Raw genomic sequence first — 23,184 nt, forward strand, 5'->3', positions numbered from 1 at the left:
AAATCTTGCTTTATCTTAATCGTTTATAACCTTCGGTACTACGAAATACCCATGCTCCGATTTTGTATTGGATAATATTTCTTCTTTAATGTTTTGAGAATTTATAATATCATCGCGTACATGGACATCCTTATCTATAGTTCCATAACGCATAGGAGAAACACCTTCAGTATTAACTTTCAACAAAGTATCATGTATCCAATCCAGCATTGTCAGTTCTTTTGAGTAGTATTGAATCTCATCATCGGATAACTTAATCCTCACAAGCTGTGCAGTTTTAAGCATTTCTTCTTTAGTAATTGTTATTTTTCTCTTATTTGCAAATTCTATTAACGAAGTGATAACATCTTCTGTTGATCTAGCTGGCACTTTTACCTCCTTGCATAAAGCAAATTAAAATATTTGCAATTGAAACAACCTCTATCTTATCATTTTTTTCAAATTTGTGAAATACGGTGTCCGTAATTACTAATTTATCCAAAGAAGAGGAAGAGATTTTCTCAACTGCATTTCCTGAAAGTATTCCATGTGTAATGCACGAAACTACAGACTTTGCTCCTCGGTTTTTTAAAGCAAGAGCTGCATTACATAATGTTCCGCCAGAGTCAACTATATCATCAACAATGACGCAATTTTTGTTTGCAACTTCTCCGATTACATTCATTACCTCAGATGTACCTGCTTTTTCTCTATATTTATCTACTACAACAATATCATTATCCAACTTGTGTTTTTCCTCTAAAATCTTTGCAAAAGCACGAGCTCTGCCAATTGCTCCAACATCAGGCGCAACTATTGCCAAGTTTTCCTTGTATATAGAGTTAACAAATACTTCAAAACAGCTTAGATTAGTAACTGGTATATCAAAAAAACCTTCAATTTGACTTGAATGCAAATCAATAGCAGCAACACTGTTTGCACCAGCTGTTTGAATAAGATTTGCAGTTAATTTAGCACTTAAAGCAGATTGCATATTATTGTTTTTAATAACCCTATCCTGCCTACTGTATCCGTAATAAGGAATAATAGCTGTTATTCTCTTGGCTCCAGATCTCTTTGCTGCATCAATTGTAAGCAGAAGCTCCATAAGGTTATCATTTACAGGGGAAGAAAGAGATTGTACTATATATACTTCTTGATTACGTAGATCATTTGCTACTTCTACATTTACCTCACCATCGGCAAATCTTGACACCTGATTGGGGAATAGCTGAGCATTTAGCCCACTTGCTATTGAATCTCCTAATCGTTTACTAGCGCTACCTATTATTACCTTCATATATACCAATTAAGTTTTGAAAATTATACAGAAACCATGGAATGATTAAAACTTTATTCTTGCCGTCAAGTAGCTCATAGAAAAGAAAAAGTTACTCGAAACATTTCACTAGCTTTCTTATCATAATAACGGTACTGGCTGAGTTCATTAAGTAATTTTATGCGCAGCGTAATGACAAAAAGTGTTATTCACAAACACATTTTACTACATAATCAGCGCTAATATTAAAATGCTTATAAAGAGCTTCATAAGGTGCTGATTCTCCAAAATTTTTCATGCCAATAAATATACCGTTTGAGCCTACATATTTATGCCAACCCATTTCACTTCCAGCCTCAATTGCAACTTTAATGCTGTCATTATTTAATATTGCCCCTTTATATTCATCACTTTGCTCGTCAAAAAGCCTCCAACACGGCATAGAAATGACCCTTGTACCTACACCTTTTTCCTGTAATTTTTCTCTTGCCTCAACTGCAATTTCAACTTCAGATCCGGTAGCAAATATCGTCACTTCTAGCTTCCCTGAATATTCGCATAGTATATATGCACCAAATTTTGATAGGTTGGCCAATTGGTCAGTATAAGAGTGCATGTAATTAATATTCTGCCTTGAAAGCGCAAATAGTGCAGGTGACTCTTTTTTTTCAAGTGCAATGCTAATGCACTCTAAAGTTTCAATTGCATCAGCTGGCCTAAAAACATATAGATTTGGTATAACTCGCAAAGAGGCTAAATGCTCTATTGGCTGATGAGTTGGACCATCTTCTCCTACTCCAATTGAGTCATGAGTCATTACATATATAACCTGCTGTTTCATCAAAGCTGAAAGACGTATAGCAGGGCGGCAGTAATCGGAAAATACTAAAAAAGTTCCACCATAAGGAATAATTCCACCATGAAGAGCCATACCATTCATACAAGCTGCCATAGCGTGCTCTCTCACTCCATAGTGGACATAAGAGCTACTATAATTATTACTATCTATTGTCTGCATATGCTTATATTTAGTACAATTTGAACCGGTAAGATCAGCAGAGCCACCAATTAGTTCTGGCATAGACTTAGTTAATAGTTCCATTACTCTGCCGAAAGAAGATCGAGTAGCTTCGTTTGGCATTAGCTTACATATTTGTTTCTTCAGATCAGCCAAATCACTCTCGATATTATTCGGCAAACGTTTCTCAAGTCTTCTTTGTAGTTCTTTATTGATCAAGGATGTATAGTTTTGCTTTGCCCTCTTAACTGTTTCTATCCAAGCGTTTCTCACATCTTCTGGTACATGAAATGGTTCATAGTCCCAATTTAATTTTTCTCTCATCTGTTTTACATCTTCCTCTGTAAAGGCACCACTATGAGCAGAAGATGTGCCAGCACGGCTTGAAAATTTTCCGATAATAGTTTTGCAACAGATTAGTGTAGGTTTATCAGACTTTTGCGCCTGCTCTATTGCAAGGGATATAGCATCAAAGTCATGCCCATCGATTTTGTCAACATTCCATCCATACGCTGAAAAACGCTTTTCTACATCATCAGAGCAAGAGAGGCTAGTAGAGCCGTCTATAGAGATGTCATTGTCGTCAAAAAGTGCTATCAGCTTATTTAATTTAAGATGCCCAGCAAGGGACGCTGCTTCATGGCTTATACCTTCCATAAGACAACCATCTCCTAGCATTACATAAGTGTAGTGACTGATTTCAAACTGCTTTTCAAGAATCGATTCAGCAAGTGCCATGCCAACAGCAGTGGCAAATCCCTGACCAAGCGGGCCTGTTGTTGCTTCTATACCAGAAGTTAAGCCAAATTCTGGGTGACCTGGAGTTTTTGATGTAAGTTGCCTGAAGTTTTTTAGTTCATCTATACTAATGTAGCCTGTCAGATATAATATAGAGTATTGCAACATTGAACCGTGACCATTTGATAGGACGAAACGATCTCTACTGATCCATTGAGAATCATCAGGGTTATGGTTTAGATATTTAGCAAATAATACAGTGGCAACATCTGCCATGCCAAGTGGCATACCTGGATGTCCAGAATTTGCTTTTTGTACTGCATCAATTGATAAAAAGCGGACAGCATTTGCCATGGATTTTAGTAGTAGATGATTCATGTATTAATAGGAAAACTTAAAAGTGAAGTATACTATATCATAGTGGTAAAAACAAGTTGACACTTAATGTTAAAATCATTAATAATTTATAGTTAGATTGTGAGAATTTTTGTATGACAACTGTTATCAATAGAAAGTATAGAATCAGTCGCAGGCTTGGTGTAAACTTATGGGGTAGAGCAAAAGATTCAGTCAATAAAAGAAAATACCCTCCAGGTCAGCATGGTATTCTTGGATTTAAGAAGTTATCTGATTTTGGTAAGCAGTTTGCTGCACATAAGAAATTTAAGTTCTACTATGCAATTTCAAGTAAGCAGCTTAGACGTACATTTTTAGATGCTTACAAAAGAAAAGGTTATACGGCTGATAATTTTATTGGTGCCTTGGAATCAAGGTTAAGTTCTGTTTTATATCACTCTGGTTTTGTGCCAACAATTTACTCGGCAAAACAGCTTATATCTCATAAACATGTTACAGTTAATGATAAGGTGGTTAACATATCAAGTTATAGAGTGAAGCCTGGTGATATAGTAAAAATAAGGGAAAGAGCAGCAAAAATTCCTATATTAATAGAGGCTGAACAAAAACAAGAACGTAAGGCTCCAGATTATTTAGGGGCAGATAGCAAAGCACTTTCAGTGAAGTATTTGAGAGCGCCTCAATATTCCGAAGTCCCCTATTCAGCAGACATGGAAGTCAATTTAGTAGTAGAATTTTACTCTAGATAAACAACATAAGGCCCGTGTGGCGGAATCGGTAGACGCAGCGGACTTAAAATCCGTGGGTTTTGCGACCTTGGGAGTTCAAGTCTCCCCATGGGCACCAGTTTAATTTATTAAAAAAGTATGAAATGGCTTGATATAGAAGATATTGCAGAAGCTCTAGAAGAGAAATTTCCAAATGAAGATATAATTAGTATTAGATTCACTGAACTTAAAAGAAAAGTCTTGGATTTAGAAGAGTTTGATGATGATGAAAAGTATTGTAATGAAAAAATATTAGAGGCCATTCAAGCAGCTTGGATTGCAGAAAGATCTTAAAAAACAGATAGCTATAAGAAAATTACTGCATACAGTAAAAAGATAATTTTCTTGGAAATACTATACTTTACCCGAATTTTAATTAGCTTCATAATAATTTAACAAATTAAAATTAAAAATGATTACAAGGTAGGAAACACAAAATTCTGGCAAATGCTAGATATACAAATACTGCTTTTTATGTGTGAGGCCGAGGATCATGAAAACAATAAGTTAGTTTTTTGTATAAGAAAGTTGTAATATAATTTAATTTTAAGCACTGGAAAGATGTTTAAATATAGCGGGCCAAAGAAATTAAAATCTATAATAGAAAACTATGCATTAAAATGCATGAAAAATAAGATCAGCAAAAATGAAATACGTCTTATTTTAAACTGGAAAAGTATAGTTGGAGAGGAATTAGCAGAATGTACAAAACCACAAAAGATCTCATACGCACAAAACGTAAATTCTGGTGTTCTGCATCTGTTAGTAACAAATGGCAGTAAAGCATTAGAAATGCAGCATATGGTTTCTCTTGTAATAGAAAAAATTACAGTGTTTTTTGGCTATAAAGCAGTATACGGTATAAAAATCAAGCAAGGGAGTTGACTATTTAACTATATCAGGTTAACCTAGTTACATAGGATAAATTGGTATATTGAAGTGAGTAGAATTTGTGAATTAACAAATAGAAAAAAGTCTTTTGGTAATAAGGTATCGCACTCAAATCGTAAAACAAAGCGTACCTTTCTCTTAAATTTACATAAGGTTACATTAACGAGTAATATATTAGACAAAAAGTTTAGCTTTCGTATAGCAACAAGAACTTTAAGAACTATAGATTATAAAGGTGATCTTGATGCTTTCTTGCTCAATACAAAAACAATTAAACTAAGTAAAGAAGCGCAAAAGATAAAAAGAAGATTAAAGAAAGTTTTAGCAAAACAAGAGGTAGAGCTAGCTGTTTCAAATGCATAGTAAGCCTACATGGCTCAGAGCAAAAGCTCCAGCTGGTAAAGTATTCAATGAAACCTTAAATACTGTTAAGCTACATAACTTACATACAGTATGCGAAGAAGCTGCGTGTCCAAATATTGGTGAATGTTGGAATAAACGTCATGCTACTGTGATGATTCTCGGTTCTGTTTGTACTCGTGCTTGTGCGTTTTGCAACGTTGCAACTGGCATTCCTGATAAGCTCGATCCTCATGAACCAGAAAATTTAGCAAAAGCAATAAAAAAGTTAAATTTAAAGCACGTTGTCATTACCTCTGTTGACCGTGACGATTTACCAGATGGTGGTGCAAATCAGTTTATAAGGTGTATAGAAGAAATTAGAAAGATAACTTCGGAAACAACAATAGAGATCCTCACTCCTGATTTTTTAAATAAGAAAGGAGCGTTTGAAGCAATAGCTATTGCATCACCTGATGTTTATAACCACAACATCGAAACAGTACCAAGGCTGTATGCAAAAATAAGACCAAGAGCTCGTTATTTTCATTCACTATATTTGCTAAAGATGGTGAAACAGATTAATCCTAAACTTTTCACGAAGTCAGGGCTTATGGTTGGTCTTGGAGAAACAAAAGAAGAAATCTTTCAGGTTATGGATGATTTACGTAGCGCCGAAGTTGACTTCATTACAATTGGTCAATATTTGCAACCAACTCCAAAGCATGTAAAGGTTGATAGATATGTTACCCCAGAAGAGTTTGAGCATTATAAATATATTGCTTATTCCAAAGGCTTTTTGGTAGTTGCATCAAGCCCATTGACTCGGTCATCGTACCACGCTGAAGAAGATTTTAACAGGCTCAAGGCTTGTAGTTAATATCTTAATTTTTTCAAAGTACAGTTTAATATAGTAATTAATATTTCGACCTTATTTAGAGTATAATTTAATATAGGTATTGATGAAGCGAAAAAGTTATGGGCGATTCTAACGAAAAAGTTGACTACACTGAGTTATCAAAATGTTCTTTTTCTGACAAAATAAAGCCAAAAAGAAAGGTAACATTTTTTCAGCAAGTCCAAGTTAAAGAAATTCCACTTGAAGGAAAAAAAAGGAGAGTGTAAACGACGCAAGAAAAAGAAACAGAGCAAAAAAAAGAATTGGACCCGAGGGCAGTACCCGGCGCCTTCACCATATTTTCTGTTAATACGGGGGCGAGTACAGAAAACACAATTATGGGAAAGAGGTGCAGCAATTATTGTTCCACCAGTAATTGGGCTTCTAGGAGGTTTAATAACTTTAACACTCATAACAGAAGAAATAAGTTCACCATTTTTAATTGCAGCTTTAGCTGCTATAGCAATTACAGCAGCAATATATGAACTTGAGTATTTACTTAAACCTGAATTGCTAGAAAAGCCTGGTAAAACTTTAAAGGATTTAGTAACAGATTCTTTTGTAAAGGAAGAAAAAAACTCAAGAACTGTATCACAATAAATCAGAAAAGCTTAGTGAGTTGCCCTAGGCTTGACTTTTTACTTAGCTGATCACAAAAAGTATGAATTTTACAGCACCTAAACCAGCTGTTTAAGATCTTATATAAGCAATTGACAGCTACTGAGATGCCAGTTAAAATATTTACATAGTATATTAACAGAGGGTAAGGTGGGTTTTAGTGGATATGTACATGATAAAGCTTTAACAATATCAGATGTAAGTGCTAAAATTGATATAAGAGAGCTAGCAAACTTTCTACAGAGTAAAAAAGGCATTAACGAGCTTAATTTAATAAATGTAGAGATTGATAGTAAAGATGTAAAAGAGTTAAGTAAACTTACACATCTTACTTCGCTCACTCTAAGGAACAATAAACTCGGTTTTGAAGGTGCAGGATATATAGGTCAAGGCAATCTAAAAAACCTTACTTTACTTGAAATAAGTAATAACAATATTGGAGACAGAGGTTTTGCATTTTTGATTGGCAGCAAACGTCTCCCAAATCTTACTTTATTAAATGTAGAAAACAACAACATTGTTGGAGTGTGGCGCCACCACTATGGAGGAGATATAGCACTCAAAAATCTCACCTCACTTTATGTAGAAGGTAACGGTAAAAATTCTTAAATGATAAAGAAGTTATCCTTGATAGTATAAAAAAAAGCTCAATAACCGAAGCGCCTGGACACTCTAGAGTAAAAGATGGTGAAGGTGCTACAAAAAAATTAGTAGCTAAAAGAAAAAAAACGATACAAGCTACCAATAGTCAGTCAGATCCTAGTAGTATGTTAAGCGTCAAACAAGATGGGCTGCGTGAAATAGTACTTGACACTGAAACTACAGGTCTTGATGTCAATAGCCATCGAATTATCGAAATAGGGTGTGTAGAACTAATTAATCATATTCCAACAGGCAAAGTATTCCATCGATACATCAACCCAGAAAGGAGCATAGACAAAGGTGCATTTAAAGTTCACGGTATCAGCGAAGAATTTCTAAAGGATAAGCCATTATTTTCAGAGATTGCATCTGAATTTCTTAATTTTATATCTAGCGATACTTTGGTAATTCACAATGCTGGATTTGACATTAAATTTTTGAACATGGAACTTGGTAAACTGAATGCCAAATTAATCTCTTCAGACAGAGTGTTAGATACATTACCGCTTGCAAGAAAGAAATTTGGACCACCGGCTTCTTTAAGTGCATTGTGTGAGCGTTTTGGTATATCACTAGAGAGTAGGGAGCTGCATGGAGCGCTAATTGACGCTGAGTTGCTAGCAAAAGTATATGTTGAGCGATTACAAACTCCTTTGGATCGATGTCAGCATGCAGTACGTAACTTATCTCTTAGAGGACACTTGCCAAGTAATGAAGAAGTTAGTGAGCAGTTAGATGAGATTAACGTATCTGTTCATGAGGGAGTAGTAGATAGAAGATTGTAAAAACGCCTTTTGCTTGGGAGTGTTAAATAAACTGTGTCAAACCGCATTTTTAATTCAACTCAATTTTCAATCTGTTCGGAAAGAAAATATCAAGTTGAGACACGGTTAATGCCCAATTTTGTACAGACATTGTCCATTTCTCTTCCACCTTTTTTATAGCACAATATACCTGTTTGTACAAGGCACTTATGCTGGTAAATGAGCCCTTGGTTTTGGTAAATTTTCTGATTTGTCTATGCAGGCCCTCAATTGGATTTGTAGTGTAAACCAGCCTTTTCACTGGGTCAGAATACTTAAAATAGCCAGACAAATTTTCCCAATTATTCTGCCAAGACTTTATAACCATTGGATATTTCGTGCCCCATTTTTCATCCAGCTCCAGCAAATAATTTTCAGCAATTTCCTTGTTTGAAGCCTGATATATTTTCTTCAAATCGCTCATAAAACTTTTCACATCTTTGCTAGACACATATTTCAGCGAGTTCCTTATCTGATGCACTATACATAGCTGCACCTCTGCATTAGGGAACACGCTATTTATAGCCGTAGGAAAGCTTTTCAGCCCATCTACACAAGCAATTAGAATATCCTCTACACCCCTTTCTTTGAGGTCATTTAACACACCGAGCCAAAAGTTAGCTCCCTCACTTTCAGCCAAATAGAAGCCCAAAACCTCCTTTTTGCCTTCTTGATCTACACCTAATATGTTATACATGCATTTGCTTACACACCGTCCGTCTTCTTTGACTTTGAAGAACATGCCGTCCATGAAAACTATCGGATATACAGACTGCAGCGGTCGACTGCGCCATTCATTTATCACTGGCAGTAATTTGTCGGTAATGCTTGATATCTCTGCCGCTGATATTTTGTGGTCATAAATTTCTTCAACATGCGATGCTATATCTTTGTAGCCCATGCCACTTGCAAACATACTCAGGATCTTTTTTTCAAGCTCAGGATGTAGATTAGTTTGCCTTTTCTTAACCGCCTGAGGTTCAAAACTCCCATTTCTATCTCTTGGCGTGAAGAGTTCAAATGATCCTGAACTTGTATTCAAAGTCTTTGAATTTCTACCATTTCTTCGGTTGTTTTCTTCGCTTTCAGTTGACAAATGGTTTTCTATCTCACCTTCCAGGCTCACCTCTAGCAGTTTTTTTATAAATGGTGTTAATGCACCATCTCTTCCTGTCAATGGTCTTCCTTCTCGTATAGATGATAAGATATTTGTTTCTAATTCTTTATAGTCTACCAAACCGGTAGTTCTATTTGCTATTTTTTGACTCATGTCAAACCTCCATTTTTTATATCAATTTATTACTTTACTTCTCGGTTTGACACAGTTTATTTAACACTCCCTTTTGCTTTCAGTAGCGAAATTATTCTCTCAATGAATGTGTTTTCTAGCTTTAAAAATGCGAATCTCAATATCTTATCTTGAATTACTTAACTGTTGGTTCAAGTTTAAGTTCTTATCATGGTATGTATTTACATCTTTTAACACTTTAAGTGGTTCACCTAGACTATGTTCCACTTTTGTCTCAAATTTAAATCCCAAATTTCCAAAAAATTCTTGAAAATACTCAATAGTAATGTCACACAAACTTCTACCACTTGCTTTATAATTTTTCAGCTCTTTCGGAATATTAATAAGCACTTTACCATCCTCATATGTTATACTTCTACCCTTAGATTTTAACTTAAATTTTATTGAACTGTGAAAATTTGGTGTTTTAATATCATTAACAAGATCACTGCTGCGTACCTTTATACAATCCATGCTAAAATTGAGTTTTAGACAATTGGATAGCCAAAATTGCGGTTAAAATAGACAACATTGACTTTACTATTTAAATCTAGCTGACTAATATTAACAAGTTTTGCAACGTTATTGGTAACCATCTCGCCAATTGGTATTTCAGTTTTCACTCCCCTGCCCTTTTGAATAAATTTCAGTTTTGAGTTCTGTTCAACCACATCAAAAAAATAGCACCTTCGCAGCATTTTAATAATTGAGCGTACGGGTTGCTGATCATTTATTACATACCCAGATAGTAATCCTTTAACATCACTTGTATCAAACTGATCGCCTTTGAGACCTACCTTTTGCAACAGATCAGACAAAACATCGGAAACATTAAGTTGTGAAATTTTTCCCTGAATCCAGTGCCCTGTTTGCCAATTATGGCAGTCAGTCCACATATCACACAAGTTGGGAAAATAAGGAAATGGCCTTGCATCCCACGCCCAGAGAAACATTTTCTCCACCATTTCTGAGCTTTGCCACTTTTTTAATGTTCCTTCGATTGCAGTTTTCTGCGAAAGAAAGCTCACCTCTCCGTTTGAGTATCGTGGATATTTACTCTCTATACTACCTTTATCAACAAACACATTGGGCTCATTAGTGCAGCCGTTCATACTGGGAAATCCATATTCGGTAAACCATATTTTCTTCATTTTTGGTTGCCATTTTGTTTTACTACCACCTGGATTTACATGAACTTCACTCCACCATTTCTCGATATTTTTCCACGCATATTCGCTGTCATTATACTTTATTTTCTCAGGATCACTTTTTGAGTAATCGTAAAAATAATCATACCCTACCCCACTGCTCCAACCACCCGTTACATCTTTCGCGGAATAGCCAAAAGGAGGTTCTGGGCCATCGGTGAGTGGAAAGTAAGCATCTATGCCAATAACATCGATGAACTGTGAAGACCATAGTTCATCCATATTATACCAACCATCATATGAATGATACTCACTCCAATCGGCAGCGTAAGTTACGTTTACTTCTTTTCCAAGCTGAAATTTTACTTGCTTTGCAACTTTAACTAGCTCTGCTACTGCAGGATAGTGACCCTCTACATCTTTCACTCTGGTGAGCTGCGCAAATTCAGACCCGATTATAAACCCTTCCACTTTAGTTTGTTTGGCAATGCTCGTGTAATGCTCTATGAATTTGCTATACTGATTCTCAAAAAAATCACTTATATCCTGAGGAGTACCGCTCAATTTTCCTCGCCACTCTTTGTTTTTTGTGTCAAGCAAGAGCATTGGATAGAGCATCACCTTATAACCTCTGCTATGCAGCTCTTCTATATATCTTATTAGTGCTGCATCGCTAACTGTACCACCATATCTTGGATTTCCATGATTATCTTTTGAAATGAGCTGGGCATTATCCCTGGTTATATTTCCCACTTGCCAATCATCAGGCACTATAGCAGAATCGTCTTGAAATTCAACTGCAGGATATATTTTACAATCTTTGATATTCAAACTGCTTGCAAACCAATTAACCACTACCGATGCCCATTCAACATTTGGTAAACTTTCCTTCAATTGGTCCAAAGAAAGCATAGCATCGCTCTTTTTTGTGTGATTATTGTGATTTACTCTTTGTACCGGTCCATAGGGAATATATTGACTACTGCTTATTTTTTCTCGTGCAATTTTCTTCTGTATTTTCGTATCATACACAAACTCCCCTGAACCTGGTATGATATTGATATTTTTAATGTTTTCTGCTACTGAGAATCCACTGAGCTTCAGTGCAGTTTGCACTTCAAATGTAAACACCGGAACACGATTACTATAGTCTGCCAAAGGGAAATTTTTGATGACTATGTAAGATATTCCTCTATAAGCTGGTACATTCTTCTCACCTTCTATTGATAACATAAACGGATCAGGGTTTTGGTCTTCTCTGCCGTGGTAAAAAGTATAATCTATTTGGTCAAAGCTAAGCGATTTTATATCCGCCCAGATTCGATTTAATTTTTCTACTTTCCCCTTGCAAATTGCAATTGCGAGTGTTGCATAGTAGTTATATGTAATATTTATACCTCTTCCTGTTTTATTTTGAGTGGTTATCGCCTCCTCTTTTATTGGCTGTGACCAAATAATGTTTCCAGCAATGCGAGCAGTGCCATAGATAATTGGAATTGTTTTGCCATAAGTTGAGGTTTGAACTTGCAGATTTTTCAGCCTCGCCCCATGCGTTATCTTTTGCTCGGCATCAAGACCAAATATTGCATTATCAAGCTGTGCACCAAGCAGAGCACCGAGTTCTGAGCCAACAATCTGGCCAATTGGCCCAAAAATACTGCCCGCTTTACTTAAAATTGATGATAAAATTATTGTAGACATAATATTCTCCTTTTTAATAGATTGTTTTGAATTTTTGAAAGAAGATCCCAGACTGGGATAAAATTGGGACCTACTATATAGTAGTGTCATGCGACTGGTATCCAGGAAAAAAAGGATATCATCCGAGTAGCCCTTTTCCTGTCATCCCAGTGCTTGATACTGGGATCCATTGTTCTTTATTTCTGGATTCCAGCGTCACGCACTGGAATGACATTAAATGATTTTTCTTTGAATTTGAGTTATGCAAGTAGCCCCTTCGATGTCACCCGAGTAGCCCTCTTCCTGTCATCCCAGTACTGGGATCCAACCTTTCTTACCAATAAAAAACTTGGCATAACTTGCGTGCTCAAAAAATTCCTGGATTCCAGTACTGGAATGACACCCTTTTAGAAGTTCAATGACCCTTCTGGATAAAAACTATTGTCAAGCACTGGAATGACATGATTCGACTTGCATGGCGTCATCCCAGACTGTGTAGTAATTCTCTTTATTCCTCGATTTGCCGCTTACTTCCTCGAGAAGATACATCACTCAATGAAGAGCTTACTGATGAACTTCTAGATAAGCTTCTAGATGAGAATGAGCTTCCAGAAGACCCCTCGTTTTTAGTTTTACTGTTACGATGTTTCTTATCTGGCTCATCTTTTATGTTATGTTCCTTCTTGAAATTTTTACATAAAGTGGAAAAAGGAGTACTTTTGCCTTTACTTTTCATTTTTTCCCTCTCCTTTTCTATATACTTGGCTAAACCAATCAGATTTGCTGGTGAAAAACCATTAGTATTATTTACAATAGTTTCAATATCTCTCTGGCTTAATTCTTTTAGATATTCTTTTAGTATCCCCCTACGTATACTTTCTTTCTCTAGCCCAGGAATCTCAATTTTTCCCAAGCGCTCATGCCTAACTAGTGTTTCATCTAAATCATTCGCACAATTAGTTGTGGCAATTACTATATTTTCTTCAAGAAAGGTTTTATTCAATTTATCGAGTAAATGAGTTAAAGATTCTACATTCTTGTTCTTACCACTCTTGCGATCTAGACCAATGCCGTCAATCTCTTCCATAATAATTATACAAGGAGTGTTTTTTCTTGCCCTCTCAAAAACTTGATCTATATTCGATATATTACATAAGGAAGATGCAGAAATACGCATAACAGCAAATTGAGATTTAATTTCACTCGCAATCGCTTCACAAATACTACTCTTACCAGTCCCTCCTTTACCATTTAAGAGATATCCTCCGCTTTTTGATTTACAAATCTCTCTCAAATTTTCTTTTATGTCACTTGGTAATATAATATCACTAAATGTTGTATTCCATCCTCTTTCTTCACCTTTTGCATAAAATGCTATATTCAACTTTACTTCTACTTCATTTTTTGTTGCAGGACTATTAATTAACCTTGCAGAAAGATCACTAACCTCTTTTTTTAACCCATTCACTTCATCTTTCGTTACAAAATTCTCTGAAATTCTATGAACTTTTTCTTCTAGACCACTAAACCCGTATTTATTTTCTTTATCCTTTCCATCTTCTAATTCTTCTTTAATTGGAGTTAGCTTATTTTCTTCTTTCCTTAACCCTTTATTCGGCTCTTCGACTTCAGCTTTCGAGTTTTCTTGAGATTTTTTATTTTGTTTAATCATTTTATATGAAAACACAATTACTACTGCAGAAAGCGCAAATAAAATAAAAATAACAGGGGGAGCTATATTTAAAGCTGCAACTGAAGATAAAAATGCAACGTAAGGAGCTACAGCAAAAACTCCAGATGTAATTAATGTAAGGGAAGCAATAGCACCAGCTATAAAAAAAGTTATATTAGCTCTATTAGACATATTTTAGCTTATAAACAGTTAATTTATAAATAATACATTTAAAGAGTACAAGCTTTTCATAGTAAAGCAAGACTAACTTAAGGCATCCTTAATCAATCTATGATCGAGGTATTATGCAGTATTAAGATATAAGATGGTATGTTGTATTTTTAATTCAGTGTTCTTTTTCTATCATTCCAGGGTACTGGAATGATAAATGCTATGATAAGAAATTCAATAACTTAAAGTAGGTAATTAAAGCCTCTAATTAAGATCTAAATCTATAGTTATTATAAGCAACACTAAAGAAGTGCGGAAGTAAAAAGTTACGAAAGAGCATTATGTATAAGTATGCTTTGTAGATTCACATTTTGCCACCCTTCTGTTAAGCTTTGCCTCCCTTCCATTACGTTTTGTCGCTCTTTTATTTCTTTTATTTCGTTATCGAATTTTGACATTAGATATTTAGCATAACCAGATGTTAATGATGTTGATGCAGATACAGCTATTGCTGCCGTAACAGATGTTAATGTAATTTCCATTGTCTCGGTTATAAAAAGCGTCGATGTTACAAAATTCCCTAACATGGCAACTAAGCCACCAACAACTACACTACCTTGAACTACTTTATTTTTTAAAAACCCTTTTATACTCTCTACCGTATCTTCTTGGTGATTTATAATGGCATAATACAAAGGAGTTTTCTTCAAACTATCTTTTTCATAAACATCTGCACCTCTGTCTAGTAGAGCATCTACTATCTCTAAATAGCCATTTTTAGCAGCATAATGCAAAGGAGTACTACCATTTCTATCTTTTACATGAACACTTGCGCCTTCAGCTAACAGAGCATCTACTACCTCTACATGGTTACTTAAAGTAGCATAATGCAAAGGAGTACTACCACTTCTGTCTTTTACATTAACATCAGCACCTTTTTTTAGTAGAGCATTTACTACACCTACACATCGACTATAAACGGCATGATGCAAAGCAGTCTCTCTATTTTCACCTTCTACATGAACATCCGCATGCCTATCTAATAAAACATTCACTAAATCCTTACAGCCAGCTGCTGCAGCTGCAATTAATAATGTAAATTCGGCATCAGGATCACTTTGGATGAATGTATGATTTATACTAAAATTTTTATTTTCCCACTCTTGATACGCTATTGTATCTTCCCTTCGCAATACCTCTTTTATTTTATTAATTACGTTATCTTTATTTACACTTGCATCTTTATCAATTGCACTTAATATCTTTTTCAGATTTTCAAAATCCATCTTTACCTCCTATAACTTTACGTTGCAGTTACTACACAATTACAAACAAAAGTAAACACATTTTTGGAAATTATTTAGAAAAAGAATCCATTAAAAAAGTCAGTGATTTGCAATAAATAACTGATCTATTTAATTGAAAGAAATATGTGATGTAACTATAGTCATTATAAACAACAATAGAAAAAACACGGAAGTAAAAAATTTATATTGATCTTATCATATTTATTATTAGCATAATTATAAACATGGGAAAGCAAATACAAGTCAACTTATCTAAAAAAAATAGTGAGGGGGTCTTATCTGGCGCAAAATGGATGGCCAACCTTAGTGAAAATTATTTTGCATCATTGAATAATAACAGCATTAAACCAGCCAGCTCTATAAGAAAACTAATAGAGGCTTTTTTACTTGTTCCAATTATTACATCCAGTGCTATTACACTAGCATGTACCTATTTTTTTCTGAATGCAGTGAGTATTCAAAAATATGATTGCAGCTTTGAATAAGGGAAAAATTATGGCGCCTATGATTTTTGAAGGCTATTGCGATACAGACGTTTTTAATAGCTAGTTCAAGCTTTTTGCTGGGTGATTTTGGATAATGCAACTTTTCATAGAAAATAAGTGACTTTGTTAAAAGTGTCGGTGCTGAAGTTATATATCTGCCTCCATATTCTCCTGATTTTAATCAAACCATTGGTTTGTTATAAAAAATTTAGCCAGAAAGAATATTCAGCTATTCGAACTATTAGAAAAAGAGCTATAATTATAGACTCCGTATACACTATAACTAGACTTTTTTTTAAGAGGAATGATACAGAAGTTAGTACTAAGACACTAAACAGTTTTCAAAAATGAAAATTATACCTTAAAGCTGATTTTCATACAGTTCTTGCAAGCGATAGCACTCTCACTTCTCTTGCACCAGAGTTTAAAATTTCCTGAGAGCAAGACCTTGCGGTTGCGCCAGTTGTTACTACATCATCAACCAATATCACGATTTTGTTTTTGATAATTTCGCTGTTACTTACTTTAAAAGTATTTTTCAAATTTTTTTCACGCTGTTTAAGTGAAAGACCAGCTTGAGGTTTGGTGTGACGAATACGCTTTATTGCAAATGGTGTATAAGATAAATTAGATAACTTACTTAATTCCTTCGCGAGCAATGCTGCTTGATTATATTTACGTTTAAATAAGCGTATTTTATGTAGCGGTATGGGAACTATGACCTCTGCATTTTGAAATATGTCTTTGTTAGTTGTGTACATCCACTTTGCATAGACTTTCACATAATTTAAATTATCAAAAAATTTAAAATTTATAATCATATTTTTGCTATGTTCATCATAAGCAAAAACTGATCTTAATACTTTAAATGGTGAAGGGTTACTGATGCATTTACCACATGTATCAATGTTATCTGGAATTACTACACCACAAACATTACAGTAATGCTTAGTTAAAAAATTGATTTTTTTATTGCATTCACTACATAAATCATAACTTTTATCAATTATACGTTCACAACTTACGCATACGTTTGGAAATATGAGATCTGTAGCTTTTTTTAATAAGAGAAGATTCATGAATTAAATATGTTAGGTATACCTTTTAAAATGCTCCTCGTAACCTAATTATTAAGAAATAGTCGATACTTGATCCAATAAATATGTTTTAAGATACTTGCCTGTAACGCTTTTTGGAGTCTGTGCAACTTTTTCTGGAGTTCCTACAGCAACCACTTCGCCACCTTTTACTCCACCCTCTGGACCAATATCTATTATGTAATCAGCAGTTTTTATAACATGTAAATTGTGCTCAATAACTATAACAGTATTTCCTAAATCAACTAGCCTATGGAGTATTTTCAGTAAATTATTTACATCTTCAAAATGTAACCCAGTTGTTGGCTCATCGAGAATATACAATGTTTTCCCGGTAAATCGCTTTGATAGTTCCTTAGACAGCTTTATTCGTTGTGCTTCACCCCCGGACAACGTTGTTGACGACTGTCCAAGAGTTATATAGCCAAGCCCTACTTCCTGTAAAGAAATCAACTTTTCCTTTATCATTGGAAGATTTTCAAAAAAGTCACATGCTTGATCTATTGTCATATCAAGCACATCAGAAATTGATTTTCCCTTGTAAGTAACTTCCAATGTTTCTCGGTTATACCTCTGTCCTCTACATTGCTCACATTTCACATAAACGTCCGGTAGGAAATGCATCTCGATCTTTAAATGCCCATCACCTTTACAAGCTTCACATCTTCCTCCCTTGGTATTAAATGAAAATCGGCCTATATTGTAACCTCGTGCCTTCGACTCTGGGAGACCTGCAAACCAATTTCTGATGTGAGTAAACATACCAACATATGTTGCTGGATTTGATGCTGGGGTCCTACCAATTGGCGATTGATCAACTTCTATAATTTTATCTATATACTCAAGGCCTTCTATTTTGTCGCATTGACCATGCCTTGCAGATGAATGATTTATCTTGTGTGCTGAGTATTTATATAATGTTTCTATCACTAAACTTGATTTCCCTCCTCCTGATATTCCAGTAACACAAATAAAATTCCCTATAGGAAATTCAACATTTATATTTTTTAAGTTGTTCTCACAAGCATTAACTACCTTTATGAACTGAGTTGTTTGCTTTCTTCTTTTTGAAATTGAAATTTCCTTCTTTCCACTTAAATACTGTCCTGTTATGCTTTCTGAATTTTTTTGTACCTGATCTGGTGTTCCTTCTGCAACGATTTTTCCTCCATTCACGCCAGCTCCAGGACCAATATCAATCACATAATCAGCAGCCATTATTGTGTCTTCATCATGTTCAACAACAATCACAGTATTACCCATGTCTCTCAGATTTTTAAGTGTGGTAATTAATCGATCATTATCACATTGATGAAGGCCAATTGAGGGCTCATCAAGCACGTATAGCACTCCTGTTAAACCAGAGCCAATTTGCGAAGCAAGCCTGATCCTCTGGCTTTCACCACCAGAGAGAGTGCTAGATTCACGGTCAAGTGTAAGGTAATTTAGCCCTACATTCTTTAAAAATGTCAGCCTTTTGATTATTTCGTTTAATATTTTATTTGAAATTTGCCTTTGTTGTTCTGTAAGTTTGTCTGATAAATTTCCAAACCACTTAAGGGATTCATCGATGCTGAGCCTTGATATTTCACCTATATGTTTTTCGTCAATTTTCACTGTAAGTGCTTCTTTTCTCAATCTATAGCCAGCACATTCTTTGCAGTCAGTAACAGAACAATACCTATCAATAAGTGATGCATCGTAATCCATCTGGCGTTCTAGGATACTGACCAAACCTTGAAATTTCATTTCTCTAGAGCCAAAAAGTATTAAATCCTTCACTTTTTGGTCTATATTCTTCCACGGAACATCAAGGCTAAATTTGCAATTTTCAGCCAGTGATAGAATTGCATTTTTTAGCAATCCATAGTTTGTATGCACTTGACGGAACATTGATCCAATTGGCTTTAAAGCACCTTCAGATATCGAGAGCGTTTCGTCTGGCACTATTAGCTTTGCATCAACACTTAGTTTTTTACCGAGCCCACTGCATGAACTGCATGCACCGTAGGGGCTGTTAAAAGAAAACAATCTTGGCTCTATTTCTTCAAGAGTAAAGCCAGACTCAGGACATGCAAAATTCTCTGAGAAAGTTAAAGTTTGACCATTTTTATACTCGGAATTGTGGTTATCAGGTAAGTTCACTATTTCTGCATACATTAAGCCATGGCCCAGCCTCAATGCTGATTCTATACTGCCTGGTAGTCGATTTCCTATATCATCTGACATGGAGATTCTATCTGCAATAACAAAAATATCATGTTTCTTGTTTTTGTCGAGTTTAGGCAAGTCATCTATATTGTATGTTTCACCATCTATTTTTAGTCTCACGTAACCCTGCTTTTTAATTTCCAATATCTCTTTGAAGTGCTCTCCTTTTCTGCCACGCACAATAGGAGCAAGTATATATATTTTAGTTTCTAAAGGTAATGCTATAATAGTATCTACAATTTGAGATACAGCCTGTTTCGTTATTGGCAACCCAGTTACAGGCGAATAAGGTATTCCCACTCGTGCATATATCAAACGTACATAATCGTAAATTTCAGTAACGGTTCCAACAGTTGATCTTGGATTTTTTGAGATCGACTTTTGATTAATTGATATTGCAGGAGAGAGGCCTGTGATTGACTCAACATCTGGTTTATCTTGAATATTAAGAAATTGACGTGCATAAGCCGATAGACTTTCGACGTATCGGCGTTGGCCTTCTGCATAAATCGTATCGAATGCAAGGCTAGACTTACCAGAACCACTTAGTCCAGTTATAACAACTAACTTATTTTTTGGTATATTGACATCAATACCCTGCAAATTATGCTCTCTTGCACCTTTAACTCTGATCATACTTCATGTACCTTTGACCATTACAGCCTCAAAATACATAAACTCACAACAACTTGCTACTAATTTTTTCAACTGTTATGGAAAACGAAGTAGCATAACTAGTGCAAAACATTTTGCCACACAACTATATGAACATCTGTTTTCGCCAAGTTAGTTCGTACAACAAATGGTGTCATAAAAGTATGTTTTCTACAATCTCATCAAAAACATGCTTACCAATTTTTGGAAACAGGAAATTTTATTTTATATAAAATATAGAATTTTGATAAATTTAACTTTTTTGTGAGATTATGCAGTGATAAAAATAAATTGAGAGGGAAAGGTTGTGGCAATAGAGAAGGAGAAGTTTTTTGAAATAATAAATGAGGTAAGTAAAAGTGGAGGTTTGGATGAAGATAATTTACTTGAAAGAATAAAGAATGAGTTAAAAGGAAAAGATGCAGGAGAGTACAACAAGTTTAGTAAAAATTTTAGTAAAGAACATCAATTTAGTATAAAATTTTCAGAAGAAGCTGCAGAAGATTGGACGTTGTTACATCTTGCTGCAGCATGCAACAATCTTTTGATAGCGGAATTTCTAATGAAAAAGAAAGCAAGTGTTAGCGCTCGAGTAAAAGATGGTTCTAAAAATGATGGGCTAACTGCTTTGCATATTGCTGCTTCTTGTGGACATGAAAGCATGGTAAAACAACTACTAAGTGATGATCGAGTTAATCCTTCATTAAAAAGCAAAAATAAGACTCCAAGGGAGGTGGTTGGTAATATAGAAAATAAAGAAGCTATAGTAAAAATGTTAAAGGAAGCAGAACAAAATTTTTGTACAAAGCATGAGAAAAAAACTGCTGCACCAGCAGATGTTATAAATTCTGTGAAACAATATGATACCATACGTAGTGGTGCACAGGCTCCTGTTACGTGCGAAAGTAGTGACAGTTTAGTAAGTGAGCAAGACTTACGTGTTAGTGTTAAGAATATGGTAGAAAAATTTGAGTCACCGCAAAGAAAAAGTGCTACATGTAGTGGTAAACAGACTCCTATTGACGAAAGTGTTAGTAGTGATGACAGCGGTCTAGAACTTGAAACTACATTTAATACCTCTTCCTGCTCCGAAATAAATCACGACGAGGCAGTTGATAATCAAACTTTAGAAAGTTTGCCATCTCAAATTCAGTTGCGAGATAGCCAAATCCAGAAATTACAAGAGGCAGATGAGGAATTAAAACGGGTAAAGAATTGCATGGGTGGACATGAGAATAGGTTAGAAGTACTTGATAAACTCAGTGAAGAGAATCAATCACTAAAACAACAAATACAAGATCTAAAAAGTAAAAATACAACACTTAATAGTGAATTAAGCAAAACCAAAGCAAATAAAGTATTACTAGAAAAAACAGAAAAAGGACAACTGTGTTTCTTAAAAGTTGCTTCTGTAAACCTTGTAACCATGTTGACAGTAGGTGTTATCTTTAGTGTAGCTTTCCAATTACCAATTCTATCAATGATTGCAATTTCTGTGATGTCTTCATTGATAGTCGGTGGAGTTACATACGCACTATCACCGCAACCTACTGAATTAAAAGAAGTAAGTATTCAATGCTCAATGCAACATGATGCTTGTAAAACTTAACTTGTGCGCTTCCTGGTAATTTTGATATAGTTATTTCAGTTGAAATTTACAGATTTACAAATGGCAAGCTTAAGTGTAAGAGAAGCGTTATGCACGGCAATCAGAGAAGAAATGCAAAATGACCCTGATGTATTTATCATGGGTGAAGAGGTTGCAGAGTATGATGGTGCTTATAAAGTAACAAAAGGATTACTGAAAGAGTTCGGAGAAAATAGGGTAGTTGATACACCTATTACCGAACATGGATTTGCTGGTCTTGCTGTTGGAGCAGCATTTGCTGGACTTAGGCCAATAGTGGAGTTTATGACTTTTAATTTTTCTATGCAGGCTATCGACCAAATTGTGAATTCCGCAACAAAAACAAATTATATGTCGGGTGGACAACTTGGATGCCCTATAGTATTTCGTGGACCAAATGGAGCTGCAGCAAGAGTTGCTGCACAACATTCTCAGTGCTTTGCATCTTGGTATTCGCATGTTCCAGGGTTGAAAGTAATAGCACCTTACTTTGCCTCCGATTGCAGAGGTCTGCTTAAAGCTGCAATTCGTGACCCTAATCCGGTAATATTTCTAGAAAACGAGATCGCTTATGGACATGAGCATGAAGTTCCTGACTCTGAGCTATCAAATAAAGATTATCTACTTGAGATAGGCAAAGCTGCTGTTATACGGGAAGGAAAGGATGTAACTATCACTGCTTTTTCATTGAAACTAATGGATGCGTTAAATGCAGCAGATTTACTCTCTAGTGAAGGAATAGAAGCTGAAGTTATCGACCTCAGAACCTTAAGACCACTTGACACTGAAACAGTTATTAACTCTATTAAGAAGACCAATAGATTAGTAAGCATAGAAGAGGGTTGGCCATTTGCAGGAATAGGAGCAGAACTCTCAGCCATGGTTATGGAACAAGGATTTGACTACCTTGACGCTCCGGTTGTACGGGTAACCGGCAAGGATGTCCCCTTACCTTATGCTGCAAACCTAGAAAAGAAAGCATTACCACAAGTGGAAGATATAGTTGAAGCTGTGCACCAAGTCTGCTTTAGAAAGAAATAGTCCTATTGACTCTTTTTTTTATCTCCCGTTCCACATTCTTCCATAAAAGAGGCATTTGTAGAGTTTATACCACCCATTACTTTTATGACAATAGTTTTAGCGCCAAAAAACACAGCGCAAAATACACCGAGGGCGAAAAGAGCAGGCCACGGCATTCTACCAAATATTGCAAGTAAAGCTGCTCCTATTATCACTACGGTCATAAGCGGTCCACCTATTCCCCAAACGTAGCCAATAATATTACATATTACTTGAGCAGTTGTATCGTCATTAGAGTTAGCAGCACTTCCAACATGAGAAAAAGAAATAAATAATGCTATAAGTAGAATACAAAAAACCTTTCTAATTGTAGGGTTCATCCCTATACCTTAAGTTTAAATATTATAATTATATCTAAAATAGTATAATTTTCAGTAAAACTAGCATTGTGATTTATACAATATTGCATAGCAAATGATGTCTATTGGTTATCAA

The 23,184-nt window shown here is 35.2% G+C and carries 22 protein-coding genes, 1 tRNA gene and 1 pseudogene; 13 read left to right on the top strand and 11 right to left on the bottom strand.

The features are described from left to right. Positions 1-15 precede the first annotated feature (15 nt). The 3 genes from gatC to tkt form a co-directional block, all read right to left on the bottom strand. Positions 16-369 carry an Asp-tRNA(Asn)/Glu-tRNA(Gln) amidotransferase subunit GatC gene (gene gatC, locus ONG78_RS06250; protein WP_010401704.1) on the bottom strand — a complete coding sequence of 118 codons (354 nt, stop codon included), beginning with the start codon at positions 367-369 and terminating at the stop codon, positions 16-18. Beyond that, on the bottom strand, positions 359-1,279 hold the full coding sequence (locus tag ONG78_RS06255) for a ribose-phosphate diphosphokinase (protein WP_149168843.1): 921 nt from the start codon (positions 1,277-1,279) through the stop codon (positions 359-361). Before ONG78_RS06255 ends, gatC begins: the two co-directional genes overlap by 11 nt. A 184-nt stretch (positions 1,280-1,463) precedes the next feature. Beyond that, positions 1,464-3,392, bottom strand: coding sequence for a transketolase (gene tkt, locus ONG78_RS06260; protein WP_264377946.1), 1,929 nt, complete (start codon positions 3,390-3,392; stop codon positions 1,464-1,466). Positions 3,393-3,505: 113 nt separating this feature from the next. Between tkt and rpsD the strand changes: the two genes are divergently transcribed. From rpsD to dnaQ, 10 genes are all read left to right on the top strand, one after another. Then, positions 3,506-4,120 carry a 30S ribosomal protein S4 gene (rpsD, locus tag ONG78_RS06265; RefSeq protein ID WP_264377947.1) on the top strand — a complete coding sequence of 205 codons (615 nt, stop codon included), beginning with the start codon at positions 3,506-3,508 and terminating at the stop codon, positions 4,118-4,120. A 10-nt stretch (positions 4,121-4,130) separates the two neighbouring features. Next, positions 4,131-4,217: transfer RNA gene (locus tag ONG78_RS06270), tRNA-Leu, on the top strand. 20 nt (positions 4,218-4,237) lie between these two features. Next, complete coding sequence (iscX, locus tag ONG78_RS06275) at positions 4,238-4,432, top strand: Fe-S cluster assembly protein IscX (RefSeq protein WP_007302643.1); 195 nt, start codon at positions 4,238-4,240, stop codon at positions 4,430-4,432. Between the two features lie 267 nt (positions 4,433-4,699). Continuing rightward, positions 4,700-5,023 carry a DUF721 domain-containing protein gene (locus ONG78_RS06280; protein WP_006012687.1) on the top strand — a complete coding sequence of 108 codons (324 nt, stop codon included), beginning with the start codon at positions 4,700-4,702 and terminating at the stop codon, positions 5,021-5,023. A gap of 54 nt (positions 5,024-5,077) precedes the next feature. Further along, entirely contained in the window at positions 5,078-5,392 is a 315-nt protein-coding gene (gene rpmB, locus ONG78_RS06285) for a 50S ribosomal protein L28 (RefSeq protein WP_006012685.1), read from the top strand. Then, a complete protein-coding gene (lipA, locus tag ONG78_RS06290) occupies positions 5,385-6,248 on the top strand; it encodes a lipoyl synthase (RefSeq protein WP_264375331.1) in 864 nt (287 codons plus the stop codon). The genes rpmB and lipA overlap by 8 nt, the downstream gene beginning before the upstream one ends. Before the next feature lie 98 nt (positions 6,249-6,346). Next, entirely contained in the window at positions 6,347-6,493 is a 147-nt protein-coding gene (locus tag ONG78_RS06295) for a hypothetical protein (protein ID WP_264377948.1), read from the top strand. Next, a complete protein-coding gene (locus ONG78_RS06300; protein WP_264377949.1) occupies positions 6,468-6,866 on the top strand; it encodes a hypothetical protein in 399 nt (132 codons plus the stop codon). The genes ONG78_RS06295 and ONG78_RS06300 overlap by 26 nt, the downstream gene beginning before the upstream one ends. Positions 6,867-7,034: 168 nt before the next feature. Continuing rightward, positions 7,035-7,493, top strand: coding sequence for a leucine-rich repeat domain-containing protein (locus ONG78_RS06305; RefSeq protein WP_264377950.1), 459 nt, complete (start codon positions 7,035-7,037; stop codon positions 7,491-7,493). A 158-nt stretch (positions 7,494-7,651) separates the two neighbouring features. After that, entirely contained in the window at positions 7,652-8,311 is a 660-nt protein-coding gene (gene dnaQ, locus ONG78_RS06310) for a DNA polymerase III subunit epsilon (protein ID WP_264377951.1), read from the top strand. A gap of 49 nt (positions 8,312-8,360) precedes the next feature. On the opposite strand, the gene ONG78_RS06315 is transcribed toward dnaQ, so the two are convergent. The 5 genes from ONG78_RS06315 to ONG78_RS06335 form a co-directional block, all read right to left on the bottom strand. After that, positions 8,361-9,599 carry an IS256 family transposase gene (locus ONG78_RS06315; RefSeq protein ID WP_019078875.1) on the bottom strand — a complete coding sequence of 413 codons (1,239 nt, stop codon included), beginning with the start codon at positions 9,597-9,599 and terminating at the stop codon, positions 8,361-8,363. Between the two features lie 144 nt (positions 9,600-9,743). Beyond that, positions 9,744-10,091 (bottom strand): hypothetical protein, encoded by a 348-nt coding sequence (locus ONG78_RS06320; protein ID WP_264377952.1) that lies wholly within the window; start codon positions 10,089-10,091, stop codon positions 9,744-9,746. A gap of 14 nt (positions 10,092-10,105) precedes the next feature. Next, the gene (locus tag ONG78_RS06325; RefSeq protein WP_264377953.1) at positions 10,106-12,466 is read right to left on the bottom strand and encodes a baseplate megatron protein TIM-barrel domain-containing protein; all 2,361 of its coding nucleotides are present in this window, start codon (positions 12,464-12,466) and stop codon (positions 10,106-10,108) included. 487 nt (positions 12,467-12,953) lie between these two features. Continuing rightward, positions 12,954-14,309: an AAA family ATPase gene (locus tag ONG78_RS06330; RefSeq protein WP_264377954.1), complete on the bottom strand. Its 1,356-nt coding sequence runs from the start codon at positions 14,307-14,309 to the stop codon at positions 12,954-12,956. 305 nt (positions 14,310-14,614) lie between these two features. Next, entirely contained in the window at positions 14,615-15,574 is a 960-nt protein-coding gene (locus ONG78_RS06335; RefSeq protein WP_264376432.1) for an ankyrin repeat domain-containing protein, read from the bottom strand. Positions 15,575-16,057: 483 nt separating this feature from the next. Between ONG78_RS06335 and ONG78_RS06340 the strand changes: the two are divergent. Next, positions 16,058-16,339, top strand: a pseudogene (locus ONG78_RS06340) (transposase); the annotation flags it as partial. Between the two features lie 115 nt (positions 16,340-16,454). Here ONG78_RS06340 and ONG78_RS06345 read toward each other — a convergent pair. Continuing rightward, positions 16,455-17,159, bottom strand: coding sequence for a ComF family protein (locus ONG78_RS06345; protein ID WP_264375339.1), 705 nt, complete (start codon positions 17,157-17,159; stop codon positions 16,455-16,457). Positions 17,160-17,210: 51 nt separating this feature from the next. Next, on the bottom strand, positions 17,211-20,024 hold the full coding sequence (gene uvrA / locus ONG78_RS06350; RefSeq protein WP_010405033.1) for an excinuclease ABC subunit UvrA: 2,814 nt from the start codon (positions 20,022-20,024) through the stop codon (positions 17,211-17,213). A gap of 325 nt (positions 20,025-20,349) precedes the next feature. Here uvrA and ONG78_RS06355 point away from each other — a divergent pair, with 325 nt between their 5' ends. Both ONG78_RS06355 and ONG78_RS06360 read left to right on the top strand, forming a co-directional pair. Further along, positions 20,350-21,651, top strand: coding sequence for an ankyrin repeat domain-containing protein (locus tag ONG78_RS06355; RefSeq protein ID WP_264377955.1), 1,302 nt, complete (start codon positions 20,350-20,352; stop codon positions 21,649-21,651). Positions 21,652-21,711: 60 nt separating this feature from the next. Next, positions 21,712-22,710 (top strand): pyruvate dehydrogenase complex E1 component subunit beta, encoded by a 999-nt coding sequence (locus ONG78_RS06360; protein WP_264377956.1) that lies wholly within the window; start codon positions 21,712-21,714, stop codon positions 22,708-22,710. A 2-nt stretch (positions 22,711-22,712) separates the two neighbouring features. On the opposite strand, the gene ONG78_RS06365 is transcribed toward ONG78_RS06360, so the two are convergent. Further along, positions 22,713-23,069: a TrbC/VirB2 family protein gene (locus ONG78_RS06365; protein WP_264377957.1), complete on the bottom strand. Its 357-nt coding sequence runs from the start codon at positions 23,067-23,069 to the stop codon at positions 22,713-22,715. Positions 23,070-23,184: the final 115 nt, after the last annotated feature.

The sequence above is a fragment of the Wolbachia endosymbiont (group B) of Philonthus cognatus genome, from assembly GCF_947179345.1.
In the GTDB taxonomy this organism is placed as follows: domain Bacteria; phylum Pseudomonadota; class Alphaproteobacteria; order Rickettsiales; family Anaplasmataceae; genus Wolbachia.

Bases quoted from the DNA above. Each gene is read 5' to 3' on its own strand.
- ONG78_RS06255 (WP_149168843.1), bottom strand. From the start codon at position 1,279: ATGAAGGTAATAATAGGTAGCGCTAGTAAACGATTAGGAGATTCAATA.
- tkt (WP_264377946.1), bottom strand. From the start codon at position 3,392: ATGAATCATCTACTACTAAAATCCATGGCAAATGCTGTCCGCTTTTTA.
- rpsD (WP_264377947.1), top strand. From the start codon at position 3,506: ATGACAACTGTTATCAATAGAAAGTATAGAATCAGTCGCAGGCTTGGT.
- iscX (WP_007302643.1), top strand. From the start codon at position 4,238: ATGAAATGGCTTGATATAGAAGATATTGCAGAAGCTCTAGAAGAGAAA.
- ONG78_RS06280 (WP_006012687.1), top strand. From the start codon at position 4,700: ATGTTTAAATATAGCGGGCCAAAGAAATTAAAATCTATAATAGAAAAC.
- lipA (WP_264375331.1), top strand. From the start codon at position 5,385: ATGCATAGTAAGCCTACATGGCTCAGAGCAAAAGCTCCAGCTGGTAAA.
- ONG78_RS06295 (WP_264377948.1), top strand. From the start codon at position 6,347: ATGGGCGATTCTAACGAAAAAGTTGACTACACTGAGTTATCAAAATGT.
- dnaQ (WP_264377951.1), top strand. From the start codon at position 7,652: ATGTTAAGCGTCAAACAAGATGGGCTGCGTGAAATAGTACTTGACACT.
- ONG78_RS06315 (WP_019078875.1), bottom strand. From the start codon at position 9,599: ATGAGTCAAAAAATAGCAAATAGAACTACCGGTTTGGTAGACTATAAA.
- ONG78_RS06320 (WP_264377952.1), bottom strand. From the start codon at position 10,091: ATGGATTGTATAAAGGTACGCAGCAGTGATCTTGTTAATGATATTAAA.
- ONG78_RS06325 (WP_264377953.1), bottom strand. From the start codon at position 12,466: ATGTCTACAATAATTTTATCATCAATTTTAAGTAAAGCGGGCAGTATT.
- ONG78_RS06330 (WP_264377954.1), bottom strand. From the start codon at position 14,309: ATGTCTAATAGAGCTAATATAACTTTTTTTATAGCTGGTGCTATTGCT.
- ONG78_RS06335 (WP_264376432.1), bottom strand. From the start codon at position 15,574: ATGGATTTTGAAAATCTGAAAAAGATATTAAGTGCAATTGATAAAGAT.
- ONG78_RS06345 (WP_264375339.1), bottom strand. From the start codon at position 17,159: ATGAATCTTCTCTTATTAAAAAAAGCTACAGATCTCATATTTCCAAAC.
- uvrA (WP_010405033.1), bottom strand. From the start codon at position 20,024: ATGATCAGAGTTAAAGGTGCAAGAGAGCATAATTTGCAGGGTATTGAT.
- ONG78_RS06360 (WP_264377956.1), top strand. From the start codon at position 21,712: ATGGCAAGCTTAAGTGTAAGAGAAGCGTTATGCACGGCAATCAGAGAA.
- ONG78_RS06365 (WP_264377957.1), bottom strand. From the start codon at position 23,069: ATGAACCCTACAATTAGAAAGGTTTTTTGTATTCTACTTATAGCATTA.